This is a genomic window from Thermoanaerobaculum aquaticum (assembly GCF_000687145.1).
Classification (GTDB): Bacteria; Acidobacteriota; Thermoanaerobaculia; order Thermoanaerobaculales; family Thermoanaerobaculaceae; genus Thermoanaerobaculum; species Thermoanaerobaculum aquaticum.
In genome coordinates this window covers 12,511-25,267 of sequence record NZ_JMFG01000011.1, presented here as the reverse complement: position 1 = coordinate 25,267, position 12,757 = coordinate 12,511, and the positions used below count along the sequence as shown (strand labels likewise).

Here is a 12,757-nt window from a genome sequence, read left to right as displayed (position 1 = left end):
CCTACCCACGGGTGAGCTTGCGCACCGCTTCTGCCACCATGGCCGCTGCCTCCTCCACCTCTTCTTCGGTGGTGGGCCTGCCCAGGGAAAAACGCAAGGCGCTGTTGGCTTCGGCGGGGGTCCTGCCGAGAGCCAGCAGCACGTGGGAGGGCTTGGGCTTGGCGGTGGCGCAGGCCGAAGCCGGGGACACCGCCAGGCGCGGCAGGGAAGCCACCAAGGCCCCGCCATCAAGGCCCACAAAGGAAACGTTGAGGGTGTTGGGGACCTTCTGGCTGGCATCGCCGTTTTCCAAAAGCCGCGGGAACGCCTCCAGTAGCTTTTCCCGCAGGCGGTCGCGGAGGGCCGCTTGCCTCTTGCTTTCCTCCTCGAGGTTTGCGACCGAAAGCTCCAGGGCTTTGGCCATCCCTACGATCCCAGGCACGTTGAGGGTTCCCGAGCGCAAGCCGCCTTCCTGCCCGCCCCCGTGCAGCAGGGGCTCCAGGCGCAGGGGCGGCTTTTGCCGGCGCACGTACAAAAGCCCCACCCCCTTGGGCCCGTAAAACTTGTGCGCTGAAAGCGAAAGCAGGTCCACCCCCAGCTTCTGCACGTTAACCTCCAGCTTGCCAGGGGCCTGGGTGGCGTCGCAGTGCACCAGCACCCCCCGCTGGTGGCAGAGGCGGGCAACTTCCGGCACCGGCTGGATGGTGCCGATCTCGTTGTTCACCAGCATCACCGAAACCAAAAGCGTGTCGTCGGTGAGGGCCTGGACCACCGCTTCGGGGTCCACCACCCCGCTTTTCCCCACCGGCACCCGGGTGACCGTAAACCCTTCCCTTTGCAGGCTGTCGCAAGCCTCCAGAACGGCCGGGTGCTCGATGGCCGTGGTGACGATATGCCGCTTCCGGCTGCTGCGGGCAAGCCCTTTGATGGCCAAATTGTTGGCTTCGGTGGCGCCGGAGGTGAACACCAGCTCCTCGGGGTTTGCCCCTAAAAGCTTGGCCAGCGTGGTGCGGGCTTGATCCACCAGCGCCGCGGCCGCCCACCCGTAGGCGTGAGTGCGGGAGGAGGCGTTGCCAAAGTGCTCGGTGAAAGCCGGGAGCATGGCCTGAAGCACTTGCGGGTCCACCGGCGTGGTGGCGTTGTAGTCCAGATAAATGACCTTGGTCATGGCCACTCCTTGCGTTGCAAAGCTATCCAAAACTCTATGTCCGGGCTGGGCGGCTCCGAAAGCACCAGGCACCCGCTCAGGGCCACGGGATAAAGCTCGCTGGTGCCGGGCCTCTGGGCCCAGAGCACCAGAAGCTCCACGCCCTGGTGCGGTCCGGTGGCCGACCGAAACTCAAAACGGCCCCCAGCTTGAACCGAAAGGGCCCCGGGGAGCGTAACGCGGGTGCCGGGCAAGAACTCCTGGGGCTGAAACCACCCCCGTCGGGGTGGGTAGCTGTAGCTGTTTCCCTCCGGTACCGGAGCGGCTCCCGGGAGCGGCTCCCAAAGCACCTCCACCGCCGCCGGTTGCCAGGGCGCCGGAAGGCGACCGGAAAGCACCAGCCGGCCCTTGGGTGGGCAGATGGCCGCTGGGGCGGAAAGCTCGGCAAACTTGGTGGCCACCTCGTGGGTGAGCACCAGCCGATTCTGGGAGAAGGCAAGCCCCACACCCAGGTGGGTGGCCTCGGGTACGAGCAGCGTACGGCGGTGGCCGTCGGCGGGTGGCTTTTCGTCAAGCATGGCCCGGGTGAGCTCCACGGCCAGCGCGGGGATGGCCTCGGGCGACAGTGTTCCGGTGGTTTGGTAGCTGCCCACGTTTTCCCGGTGGAAGCCTGTGCCTCCCGCCAGCACATAGCGCAGGTGCGGGGCTACCCCATCGCTGGCGAAGTGGCCGCGCCGTTCTTCCGCCAGCAGCTTGTGGCAAAAAGCGTCCCCCACCTTTTGCAAAAGCGGGTCGGGTGCCAGCGGGGCCAGCCCGTGCTGGCTTCGGGCTTCGTTCACCAGCGCCAGGACCTGGTTACGAGCGAGCGCCAGCGGGTCGGAGCTGGCAGAAAGAAGCACAAGGGCGAACAAGCTGTGGTAGGCTTGCCGCGAACGACGATGATTCGTTTTGGCACGGCTGGTTGGCGGGGGGTGGTGGGCCAAGATTTTACGTTTCGCCAAGTCCGCCGTTTGCTTTGGGCTTTGTCCCGCCTGCTCCCGAAAACCGACCCCCCCCAGCCGGTGCTGGTGGCTTACGACACCCGGCTGCTTTCCGAGAAGCTGGCCCAAGAAGCGGTGGATGTGTTTACGCACTTTGGCTTTCCCACCGTGTTGGCGGATCGCGATCTCCCGGCCCCGGCTTTGGCTTGGGCGGTGCGCCAGCGCCCGGGGCTCTTGGGGGTCATGTTCACCGCCTCCCACAACCCCCCAGAATACAACGGCGTGAAGCTCTACACCAAGGACGGGGTGCTGGCGGGGCGGGAGTTCACCGACCGCGTGGAAAGGGAAGTGGAGCACTTGGCCTCCCAGCCGGAGCCGTTTTTCCTGCGGCGGGAAGAGCTGGTGCGGGTGGAGCCGCTGGGGGAGGCGTACCTGGCTGCCCTGGAGGCCCACGTGGACTGGGACGCAGTGCGCCGAATACCCGGGAAGGTTGTGGTGGACCCCCTCTTCGGCACCGCCCGGGAGTTTTTGGATCGCCTGCTGCTGGCCCACGGGGTGCCTACCCGGGTCCTCCACGCCACCAAGGACCCTTACTTTGGGGGCTACGCCCCGGAGTGCACGCCGGCCAACTTAGCCACGCTCCGGGAGGCGGTGCGGGAGGAGGGGGCCATCCTGGGGCTGGCCACCGACGGCGATGCCGATCGCTTTGGGGTGGTGGACGGCTCCTGTCGGGTGTTGCCCCCCAACCCGGTGCTGGCGGCGCTGGTGGATTACCTCACCGGCTCTCGGCGGCTGGGAGCGGGGCCTGGTGGGGTGGGGCGAACCGTGGCCACCACCCGCCTGGTGGACCGCATCGCCGCCGCCCGCGGCCTGGAGCTTTTGGAAACCCCCGTGGGTTTTCCCAGCCTTGGGCCGCTCTTGCTTTCGGGTAGGGTTTGCGTGGGGGTGGAGGAATCGGCAGGGCTGGGTGTTTCCGCGCACCTTCCCGAACGCGACGGGATCTTCGCGTGCCTTTTGCTGGCGGAAATGGTGGGGGCCACGGGTTTGCCGTTGCGGGCCCTGCTGCGCAACCTTTTTGGCCGCTACGGCACGTTGCTTTCCCGCCGCGTGCAGCTGCCCCTGCGGGAGGAAAGCCCGCGGGCTTTGGAGCTCCTCCGGGGCCGCCAGTTCCGGGAGTTTGCCGGGCTTGCGGTGACGCGGGTGGAGCGGGAAGGGGGGGTGTTGCTGGAGCTGGCAGGGGGAGCGTGGGTGCTGTGGCGGCTTTCCGGCACCGAGCCCAAGGTGCGGCTGTACGCGGAGGCGCCCACCACCAACCTGCTGCGGGTGCTGGTACGGGAAGCCAAGAAAACCTGGCGCAAAGCCGAAGAGGAGGTGCGACATGTTTGAGATCGTGGCGGTTCGGGGGCGAGAGGTTTTGGATTCCCGGGGCAACCCTACGGTGGAAGCGGAAGTAGAGCTGGCTTCGGGGGCGGTGGGCACCGCCTGCGTGCCTTCGGGGGCCTCCACCGGTAGCCGCGAAGCCCTGGAAAAGCGGGACGGGGACAAGAGCCGCTTTGGCGGCAAGGGGGTTTTGCAGGCGGTGAAGGCCATCAACGAAGACCTGGCCAGCGCGGTCATGGGCTTGGATGCCAGGGACCAGGCGTTCATTGACAAAACCATGCGCGAGCTGGACGGCACCCCCGACAAATCCCGGCTGGGCGCCAACGCCATCCTTGCGGTTTCGCTGGCTTGCGCAAAGGCAGCCGCGGCGGAGTGCGCCCTCCCCCTTTACCGCTACCTGGGAGGTGCGGGGGCGGTGGTGCTGCCGGTGCCGCTCATGAACGTCATCAACGGCGGGGTCCATGCCGACAACTCCCTGGACATTCAAGAGTTCATGCTGGTGCCGTGGGGCTTTGATTCGTTCCGGGAAGCGCTGCGGGCCGGCGTGGAGGTCTTCCACGCTCTGAAAGCCAAGCTCAAAGCCGCCCACCACGTCACTTCGGTGGGGGATGAGGGGGGCTTTGCCCCTAACTTGCCCTCCAACCGGGCGGCCCTGGAGTTCTTGGTGGAGGCCATCCAGGCGGCGGGCTACAAACCCGGGGAACAGGTGGCCTTGGCCATTGACGCCGCGGGCTCCGAGCTTTTCACCGGCGAGGGGTACGATCTGGCCGGGGAAAAGCGGTTCGGTTTGGACGCCGGAGACCTGGTGGCCACCTACGAGGAATGGGTCCGGGACTTCCCCGTGGTGCTCATCGAGGATGGCCTGGCGGAGGGGGACTGGGAAGGTTGGAAGCTGCTGAAGGCCCGTTTGGGGCACAGGGTGGTGCTGGTGGGGGACGATATTTTCGTCACCAACCCGGCGCTCATTGCCCGGGGGCAAAAGGAGGACGTGGCCAACGCGGTGCTCATCAAGCTCAACCAAATTGGAACCTTAAGCGAGACCCTGGAAGCTTTGCGCTTGACCCTGCACCATGGGTGGAAGGCGGTGGTTTCCCACCGCTCGGGGGAAACCGAGGACACCACCATTGCCGATTTGGCGGTGGGGTGCGCCTGCGGCCTCATCAAGACCGGTTCCGCCTCGCGCGGGGAGCGCACCGCCAAGTACAACCGCCTCCTGCGCATTGAGGAGGAGCTGGGTGAAACGGGGAGGTTTGCCGGGCCGTGGCTCTTCGCCCGTTCCGCTTCTTGAGGCTTTTGGGCCTGGTTGTGGTGCTCGCCTACTGGGCGTGGAACTACCCCAGGGCCCAGAGGGAGCTTTTGGAAGCTCGCAAGGAGTGGGAAGAGTTGCAAGCCAAAAGGCAAGCCCTGGTGGAGCAGGTGGCGCAACTGCGGCGTGAGGTGGAAAGCCTGGAACGCGACGCGGAAAGTCGCTCCCGGGCGGCCCGGGAGCTTCTGGGGGTGGCGGGAACGCAGGAAAAGGTCGTGATCCTCTCCCAGCCTTAGGACCCCTGCGTGCAGGGTACAATGGGCGTACCTATGGGTGCGGAACCGAAGGCCATAGGCCGGTTTGAAATCGAGGGGGTTTTGGGGCGTGGGGCCATGGGGGTGGTGTACCTGGCCCGGGACCCGGTCATTGGCCGCAAAGTGGCCCTGAAAACCCTGGTGCTTCCCGAAGGGGCTGACGAAGCCGAGGAGTTCCGCATTCGGTTTTTGCGGGAGGCGCAAGCGGCGGGCATCCTCAACCACCCGGGCATCGTCACCGTGTACGACGCCGGAGTGGATGAGGCCACTGGCCTTTCCTATATTGCCATGGAGTTCGTGGAGGGCAAGAGCCTGCGCGACCTCATGCGCCAGGGCTACCCGTTTTCCTACTCTGATGTGGCGCGCATCGGTGCAGCTTTGGCGGTGGCCTTGGATTACGCCCATGCCAAAGGCGTGGTGCACCGGGATATCAAGCCCGCCAATATTCTCATTACCGACCAGGGGGCGGTGAAGATCACCGATTTTGGGGTGGCGCGGCTTGCCACCTCCAGCCTCACCACCACCGGGCAGTTCATCGGCACCCCCAACTACATGTCCCCCGAGCAGGTGACCGGCTCGCCGGTGGATGGGCGGTCGGACCTCTTTTCCTTGGGTGTGGTGCTTTTTGAGCTGCTCACCGGTAAGCGGCCCTTTGCCGGTGAAAGCGTCACCGAGGTTTCCTACAAGATCGTGCACGAACCACCGCCGGTGCCTTCGCAGCTCCGTCCGGGTCTGCCCCCGGCTTTTAACCCGATCATCCTCAAGCTTCTGGAAAAAAAGCCGGAAAACCGCTACGCCCGGGGCCTGGAGGTAGCTCGTGCCCTGGAAGCCCTCCGCCGGGTGCTGGCGGGAACCGGGGAAATTCCGGTTCCCCGGGTTCCCGAGGGCGAGCCAGCCGCCACTGCCGCTTCGCAAGCGGTGGTGGTCAAGCCGGAAATGGCAGCCACCGCCACCAAGGCCACGGTTTTGGCGGAAGGTGGGGAAAAGCAGGAAGAGAAGGAGGAGACCCCCTCCATTTGGCGGCTGCCCATTGCCACCCGCTGGGTGGTGATCCTGCTGGCTGCTGTCCTGCTGCCGCCCCTGGTGACGGTGGCGGTGCTTTACGGCAAGATTGACCGCGGTCCCTTTGCCGGGCCTCCCCCTGGCGAGCCGGCCCGCCGCCATCAGCTGGCCATGACGGTGCGGCAGGCGGCTTTGTTGCTTTCCCAGGACCCCGAAAGGAGCCTTGGTCTTTTGGCACCGGTTTGGGACCAAGCTCCCCAAAGCCCGGCGGCTCGAGCGGTGGCCGAGAAAGCCCGGGAAGCCCTGGCCCATCGTCAGGAATTGGCAACCCAGCAGGCCAAAATCCAAGCGCTCCTGGACGAGGGCATGGGGCTTTTGCGCCAGGGGCGGGTGACCCAGGCCAGGCAGGCGTTTCAAGCCGTGCTGGAGCTGGATCCGGAAAACGTGCTGGCGCAAAGGGGGTTGGAGCTTTCCCGGGGGGGTGGGGGGTCACGTCCGGGGGAAGCCCAGGTGCAGCGGTTGGGGCAGGCGGCGCAATCCACCCCGGTGGGTGGTTCCGCTCGCCTGGAGCTTTACTTCAACTCGCCTTTGAGCAATGGGGAGTTTGAGCTGGAGCTGGACGGGGCCCTTTTGGGGCGCAAGGCCTTTGACTTTGGCAGCAAGGGTTTCTTGGGCATCCGCAAGCGGGGCACCGGCATCGTGGAAGATGCCTTTCCCGTTAATGCGGGAGGGCACAAGCTTTTGGTGCGGCTCAAAGGCGAGCGGGGGGAGGTGCTGGGGGAGCAGGTCTTTACCGTTCAGTTTGCGGCCGGTGGCCGTTACGTGCTGCGGGTGGAGATGTTTTCGGAAAAGGAAGTGCCGCGCTTTTCCCTTTCGGCGCGCAAATAAGGAGGAGCCGTGAACGCTTGGATTGTGGTTTTTTTGCTGTTGCCTTTGGTTGCCTTCGGTCAAACCAACCCTCGAGTTCGTCTGGAAACCAACCAGGGGGTGATGGTGCTGGAGCTTTACCCAGACAAAGCCCCTAAAACCGTGGCCAACTTCCTGGCCTACGTGCAGTCGGGCTTTTACAACGGCACGATCTTCCATCGGGTGGTGCCGGGCTTTGTCATTCAAGGGGGAGGGTTTGATACCGCTTTCCGGCAAAAGCCCACCAAACCCCCGGTGGAAAACGAAGCCACCAATAAGCTTTCCAACCTGCGGGGCACAGTGGCCATGGCCCGCACCGCCGAGGTCCACTCCGCCACCAGCCAGTTCTTCATCAACTTGAAGGACAACACCTTCCTGGACCATCGGGAGACCACCCCGCGGGGCTACGGCTACTGCGTGTTTGGGCGGGTGGTGGAGGGCATGGAGGTGGCCGACGCCATTGCCAAGATCCCCACCGGCCCGGGTGGTCCCTTCCCTGCCGAAGTGCCGCAACAGCCGGTGGTGATCCTCAAGGCTGAGGTGCTGGCCAATCCACCCAAACCGTAAGGGTTCTCCCCTCGGACACCACCGTAACCTGGGGGGGCGGGCCCTGGCGGAAGGAAGCCAAAAGCTTGGACACGTGCTGACGGACAAAGGCCTGCGCCCAGATCGCTTTTGCCTGCCTTTTCAGCCGGAGCTTCCAGCATAGGGCCCAGCGCTGGGGGACCCTTGCATCGCGGATGAGGCGCAAGCGGTCCCCGTCCCAGGCTCTGGCCAGCTTTTCGGCTTCCTCCCCCCCAGCCACCTGGGAAAACCAAAACTTTACGGCCCACGCCCCCAGGCTATCGGTTAAAAGCTCCTGAAAGCCCTCCGGGACGGGCGGCAAGGCGCGGTTTGCCAGGTGATTACAGGGCGAGCCAAAAAGCAAATGCGCCGTGCACGTCGGCGGGTTGGTCAAAAGGCCGTCCACCGCTGGCCACCCCCCTTTCTTGTAAGCCGAAAGCACCGTGCGCAAGCCCTGGGCGTAGGGGAAGGCCAGGTCCTCCACGAAAAAATCGCCGATGTTGGCCGAGCGGGCCAGGGACTTGCTGACCTCCACCAGCGCCTGGGCCGCTTGCTCGAGGCTTTCGGTGGGGGGAGGCGAGGGGCTTTCCAGCAGCAACATCACCAGCATGGCTTCCCCTTCGGCGATGGCCGAAAAGCTGCGCTGCTGGTCGGAGTTGTCCTTGACGCTCAAGAGCTTGGTGGGAAGGCCGAAGCGCGCCTCCTGGGCGGCGTGGGCGAGCTCGTGCACCCATACCACCGAGCTTTCCTCCTCGCTGGGCAGGGGGCGGTTCACCACCACCATGGTGTCCCGGGAGGGCTCGTAAAAGCCCAGGACCTGGCTGGCGTAAAAGTCCAGAAGCCGCTCGTAAAGCTCTGGTGTGGAGGGCACAAAGCCCAGGCGCTGGAGCACCTCCATGTACAGCTTTGGCGGTAGCGGCAGCTCGTTGGCAAGCTTTGTGGCCAGCCTGTCCTTGAGGGAAGCGGCGGCCAGGAGCTCACACCGGGGCTGCCAGCGGCCATCCAGCCCGCGCAACTGGGCTACCCTGGGGACTTCGGTGAGGAGAGCGGGGGGGCAGGGTGTGGCCGCCCAGGCACTTAAGGCCAAAAAGAAGGTGGCGGCGAACGTGGTAAACTTCCTACGCATGACCGTGGAAGCGAAAATTTCCATTTTCTCGGCGTATGAGAACATTGAGCTTGCGGAAAAAATGCTCTTTGAAGTGGCCCGCGCCAAGGTCAACGAGGAAGACCTCTACTGGGCGGCTATGGCCTTGCGGGAAGCCCTGGCTAACGCCATCAAACATGGCAACAAGCTTAACCCGGAAAAGCGGGTTTTTGTTACCATTCAACTGGAGGAAGGGCAGGAGCTCAGGATGATCGTGGAGGACGAGGGGGAAGGCTTCGACCCCGGACGCCTCAGCGATCCCCGAAGCCCCGAAAACTTGCTCAAGGACAGTGGCCGGGGGGTTTTTTACATCCGCCACTTTATGGATGAGGTGAGCTTCGACCGCTCCGCAAGCGGTGGGACTAAGGTCGAGCTTAGGAAGAAGTTGGCAAGGAGGAGCGCATGAAAGGGAGTTTTCGCGACGTACAAGGCGTAAGGGTGCTGGATTTGTCCGGGAAAATCACCATCGGTGCTGGGGATGTGGAGCTTCGGCGCCTGGTGGAAGAGGCTTTGGCGGCGGGCAAGACCAACATCCTGGTGAACCTCAAGGACGTGACCCATATTGACTCTTCCGGGATCGGGGAGTTGGTGGCGTGCTTTACTACCGTCAAGCGGCGGGGCGGGAGCATGAAGCTGGTGAACCTGCCTCCCAAGATCAACGACATCCTGCAGGTCACCCAACTCATCACGGTGTTTGACGTCTTCGACAACGAAGCGGAAGCGCTGCAGAGCTTTCAAGCTTGAGCTGCCGCTGGGGAGCTGAGAGCGGCTGCGTTTGCTTTTCTGGTGGGGCGCCGTATGAGGACGGCAACCTAGGTGTGGGGTGTGCGGGTGGATTTTGGGTTTTTAACTCGGGGTCGGTGGTAGCATTTTCCCGGAGGGTGGCATGCAGGTTCTGGTGGCTGACGACAGCCGGATCTTTCGGGTTTTGGTGAAGGAGCTCCTGGAGGAAAAGGGGGTTACGGTGTTTGAGGCGGCGGACGGCAAACAGGCGCTGGACGCCGCCCTGGCCTACCGCCCCGAGCTTTTGATCCTGGACGCCCTCATGCCCCGGCTTTCCGGTTTTGATGTGATTGCCAAGCTCAAGGAAAAGCTTCCTGAGTACCAACCCAAGGTTTTCATCGTCACCGCGGTGTACAAGAGCTACCGCTGGGAATCGGAAGCCAAGACGGTTTACAAGGTGGACGAGTATTTGGAAAAACCCTTGGAACCCGAAACCCTGCTGGCTGCTCTCCGGCGCCACTTCCCTGGGGAAAACTTCTAAGCCTTTACGCCTCGTCTTCCTTTTGCATCTTGCGAAGGGCCGCTTCCATGGCCTGGAGGATGGCTTCTACGTCTTTTACCCCGTGGGCCAAGGAGAGAAAGGCCGGTGCTGGGCTTTTGGCGGGGAGCAGGGCGCCGTTGTCTTTGACCGCTTCGTAAAACCGCCGATAGGTGGCCTGGTCGCAAGCCGCAGCTGAAGCCGCATCCCGCACCCCCTGGCGCGAGAAGCTGAAGGAAAAGATCGAGCCCACACGGTTTACCCGCAGCGGCCGCTCGAACTTTTCCGCCAGCGCCTGCACGCCGGTTTCCAGCTGTACCGAGCGTTCCTCCAAGCGCAGGTAGCCAGCATCGTTGCGCAACACCGAAAGGGTGGCTACGGCCGCTGACACCGCCAGGGGCGAAGGCGGCGGAGCCACCTCTTCCGCCACTGTCACCTCCAGGTGCTTGGCAAAGGCCACCGCCCCCAGGCTGCTCACGCCACCGCCCAGCACGCCCCCCAAAACCAGCACGTCGGCATCAATGTGGAAGGCCTGGTTGGCGCCCCCCCGGTCCACGCGGAAGCCGGTGAGGGTTTCGTCCAGCACCAAAAGCGCCCCAACGTTGCGGGTGAGTTCCCGGACCTTTTGCAGGAAACCCGGGTCGGGGGGGATCACCCCAAACTGGCTGGCAATGGGGTCCAAAAGCACAGCGGCGGTGTCTACCCCCACCTCTTCCAGCACCCGTCCCAGGGCCTCGGCGTTGCCCCAGGGCACCACCCGCACGGTGCGGGCCAGCTCCGGCAGCAAGCCGGAAATCTTGGGCAGCGAAAGCCCCACGGGACCGCCGGGGATCACCTGGAGAGTTTCCACCGCCCCCGAACGGTTACCGTCGAAGACCACCAACCGCATCCGCCCCGTATGGCGGCGGCAAAAGCGAAGGGCAAGCTCGAAGGCTTCGGTTTCGCTGCTGGTGAACACCCAGGGGGCGTAGTTGGGCAAAAACTCGCTGCACGCTTCGGCCAGCTCCACCTCGGCGGTGCTGGCAAACCCCGAGGCCAAACCCAGGGTGGTAGCCTTGCGCACGGCATCCAGTACGTACTGATTGGCGTAGCCCAAAAGACAGCTTCCGCCACCGCAGGTGAGGTCCACGAAGCCCACGTTGTCGGCATCGAAGACCCGGCAGCCCTGAGCCTTGGCCAAAAGCAAGCCCTGTTGCCCGCGGTGGGCAACGATGGGGGCTAGTTCCTTGGCCTGGGCCAAAAGCTCATCCGTTCGCGGTGCCATCCTACCTCCGTTCCAGGAGTGCGCGATTGTACATAAAGCATCCCGCCCCTTCAACCCTCCTCGGGGGTTTCTTCGGGATCCCCGTGGAAGAAGAACGCCGCGCAGTGTGGGGAGCAGAAGAGCCGCCCGTACTGCCACACCCCGCAACGCATGCACGAGAACTTACCGCAAATGGGGCACTCCCGCACCGACCAGCTGGGGCGCAGCTCGCCGCATTTGGGGCACTGGGTCTGAAGGCCAACCTCTTCCACCATCGCTTCCAGTATAGGGCCTGCCGTGGGGCTGGGGATGGTACAATCCTCGCGGCCGGGCCGGCGTAGCTCAGAGGCAGAGCAGGGGTCTCATAAGCCCCGTGTCAGTGGTTCGAGTCCACTCGCCGGCACCAACGTTCATGCTGGATCGCCCATTTGCCGCGGCCTTCCGCCACCATTTTCCGGATCTCGTGGGACAACGCCTGGTAGTTGCCGTTTCCGGTGGCGCCGACTCCACCGCTTTGGCGCTGCTTTTGCACCGAACTTCCCAGGAGCTGGGAATTTCCTTGGTGTTGGCGCACGTGCACCACGGCGTGCGGGGTAGCGAAGCGGACGCCGATGCCGACTTTTGCCAGGACCTGGGGCGCCAGCTCGGCTGGCCGGTGAAGCTGGAAAGGCTTGCCTTGCCGCCATCTGGGGTTTCCCGGGAGGCCTGGTGGCGGAAGGAGCGCTACCGGGTGCTGGAGGAGGTGCGGGTGACCACACAGGCTGCCGCGGTGGCCACCGGCCATACCCTGGATGACCAGGCGGAAACTGTGCTCTTAAAGCTGCTACGGGGTTCGGGGCCCCGGGGGGTAGCAGGCATTCGCCGGCGCCTGGGGCACGTCATCCGGCCGCTTTTGGATTTTCGCCGGGGACAGCTACGGGAGTACCTGGTAAGCCTGGGGCAAAGCTTTCGCGAGGACAGCACCAACCTGCTCGCCGACCGTCCGCGCACGTTTTTGCGCTGGCGGGTCTTACCGCTTTTGCAGGAGGGCTTTCCCCGGGCGGTGGAGCACCTAGCCGCCTTTGCCGGGGAGCTTTCGGAAGACGAGGCTTTCCTGCAGGCGGAAATGGAGCGGCGGGCACCGCTTGCCCGTTTGGGAAGCCCGGTTCCTATGGAGGCCGTGGCTTCCCTTGCCGCCCCCCTGCGCCGGCGCTGGCTTCTGGCGGTGGCTTCCGCGCTCCCCCTGGCTGAGCCCCCTTCCCGGGAGCAACAGGCGCTTTTTTCCCGGCTGGTGGCGGGGGGTACGCCGCGGGCCCTGGATTTGGGAGGGAGGTGGGTGCTTTCGCGGGAGCGGGGGCAACTGGTCCTCAATCCCCCTCCCTTAAAGCCTTTCCCGCCCATGGCGGTGACCGTTCCCGGGGTCTTCCGGCTGCCGGGCGGCTTCAATATGGGGTTAGGGGTCCCTCTGCAACGGGCGGCGTTCAGGGTCTCCTTGAGCCTGCAAATTCGGGAGGCCAAACTGACGGTGGAATCTCTCCCCCCCGGTTTCCGGTTTGAGGGTCGGGACGCCCGGGCCTGCCTGGCGCGGCAAGGAGTGCCCCGCCAGTGGCGG

General features: G+C 64.6%; 13 protein-coding genes, 1 tRNA gene and 1 pseudogene. 10 read left to right on the top strand and 5 right to left on the bottom strand.

Translation table 11 applies throughout. From position 1 onward, the window contains the following. Window position 1: 1 nt before the first annotated feature. Together EG19_RS04760 and EG19_RS04755 are read right to left on the bottom strand one after the other, a co-directional pair. Entirely contained in the window at window positions 2–1,147 is a 1,146-nt protein-coding gene (locus EG19_RS04760; protein WP_152543916.1) for a cysteine desulfurase family protein, read from the bottom strand. Then, entirely contained in the window at window positions 1,144–2,037 is an 894-nt protein-coding gene (locus EG19_RS04755) for a CAP domain-containing protein (RefSeq protein ID WP_038048130.1), read from the bottom strand. Before EG19_RS04755 ends, EG19_RS04760 begins: the two co-directional genes overlap by 4 nt. 27 nt (window positions 2,038–2,064) lie before the next feature. Between EG19_RS04755 and EG19_RS04750 the strand changes: the two genes are divergently transcribed. From EG19_RS04750 to EG19_RS04730, 5 genes are read left to right on the top strand one after another with little or no spacing between them, the layout of a single operon-like run. After that, complete coding sequence (locus EG19_RS04750) at window positions 2,065–3,492, top strand: phosphohexomutase domain-containing protein (RefSeq protein WP_038048128.1); 1,428 nt, start codon at window positions 2,065–2,067, stop codon at window positions 3,490–3,492. Next, window positions 3,485–4,774 carry a phosphopyruvate hydratase gene (eno, locus tag EG19_RS04745; RefSeq protein WP_038048126.1) on the top strand — a complete coding sequence of 430 codons (1,290 nt, stop codon included), beginning with the start codon at window positions 3,485–3,487 and terminating at the stop codon, window positions 4,772–4,774. Before EG19_RS04750 ends, eno begins: the two co-directional genes overlap by 8 nt. Beyond that, window positions 4,747–5,028: a septum formation initiator family protein gene (locus tag EG19_RS04740; protein WP_038048125.1), complete on the top strand. Its 282-nt coding sequence runs from the start codon at window positions 4,747–4,749 to the stop codon at window positions 5,026–5,028. Before eno ends, EG19_RS04740 begins: the two co-directional genes overlap by 28 nt. Before the next feature lie 33 nt (window positions 5,029–5,061). Beyond that, a complete protein-coding gene (locus EG19_RS12415) occupies window positions 5,062–6,936 on the top strand; it encodes a serine/threonine-protein kinase (protein ID WP_053334902.1) in 1,875 nt (624 codons plus the stop codon). Between the two features lie 9 nt (window positions 6,937–6,945). Beyond that, window positions 6,946–7,521: a peptidylprolyl isomerase gene (locus EG19_RS04730; RefSeq protein WP_053334901.1), complete on the top strand. Its 576-nt coding sequence runs from the start codon at window positions 6,946–6,948 to the stop codon at window positions 7,519–7,521. Here EG19_RS04730 and EG19_RS04725 read toward each other — a convergent pair. Further along, window positions 7,484–8,644, bottom strand: a complete 1,161-nt coding sequence (locus tag EG19_RS04725; protein ID WP_161685392.1) for a hypothetical protein — start codon at window positions 8,642–8,644, stop codon at window positions 7,484–7,486. The two genes, EG19_RS04730 and EG19_RS04725, sit on opposite strands and share 38 nt — an antisense overlap. On the opposite strand from EG19_RS04725, the gene EG19_RS04720 reads away from it, so the two are divergent. The 3 genes from EG19_RS04720 (at window position 8,643) to EG19_RS04710 (ending at window position 9,926) form a co-directional block, all read left to right on the top strand. Further along, window positions 8,643–9,068, top strand: a complete 426-nt coding sequence (locus EG19_RS04720; protein ID WP_038048273.1) for an ATP-binding protein — start codon at window positions 8,643–8,645, stop codon at window positions 9,066–9,068. The genes EG19_RS04725 and EG19_RS04720 overlap by 2 nt on opposite strands. Then, entirely contained in the window at window positions 9,065–9,406 is a 342-nt protein-coding gene (locus EG19_RS04715) for an STAS domain-containing protein (protein WP_038048123.1), read from the top strand. The genes EG19_RS04720 and EG19_RS04715 overlap by 4 nt, the downstream gene beginning before the upstream one ends. A 142-nt stretch (window positions 9,407–9,548) precedes the next feature. Then, entirely contained in the window at window positions 9,549–9,926 is a 378-nt protein-coding gene (locus EG19_RS04710) for a response regulator (protein WP_038048122.1), read from the top strand. Between the two features lie 4 nt (window positions 9,927–9,930). Here EG19_RS04710 and EG19_RS04705 read toward each other — a convergent pair whose 3' ends face one another. Continuing rightward, on the bottom strand, window positions 9,931–11,187 hold the full coding sequence (locus EG19_RS04705) for an aminotransferase class III-fold pyridoxal phosphate-dependent enzyme (protein WP_038048121.1): 1,257 nt from the start codon (window positions 11,185–11,187) through the stop codon (window positions 9,931–9,933). A gap of 50 nt (window positions 11,188–11,237) precedes the next feature. Continuing rightward, complete coding sequence (locus EG19_RS04700) at window positions 11,238–11,441, bottom strand: hypothetical protein (RefSeq protein WP_038048119.1); 204 nt, start codon at window positions 11,439–11,441, stop codon at window positions 11,238–11,240. Between the two features lie 56 nt (window positions 11,442–11,497). On the opposite strand from EG19_RS04700, the gene EG19_RS04695 reads away from it, so the two are divergent. Further along, a tRNA-Met gene (locus tag EG19_RS04695) sits at window positions 11,498–11,572 on the top strand. A gap of 6 nt (window positions 11,573–11,578) precedes the next feature. Beyond that, window positions 11,579–12,757: pseudogene (gene tilS / locus EG19_RS14400) on the top strand (tRNA lysidine(34) synthetase TilS); the annotation flags it as partial.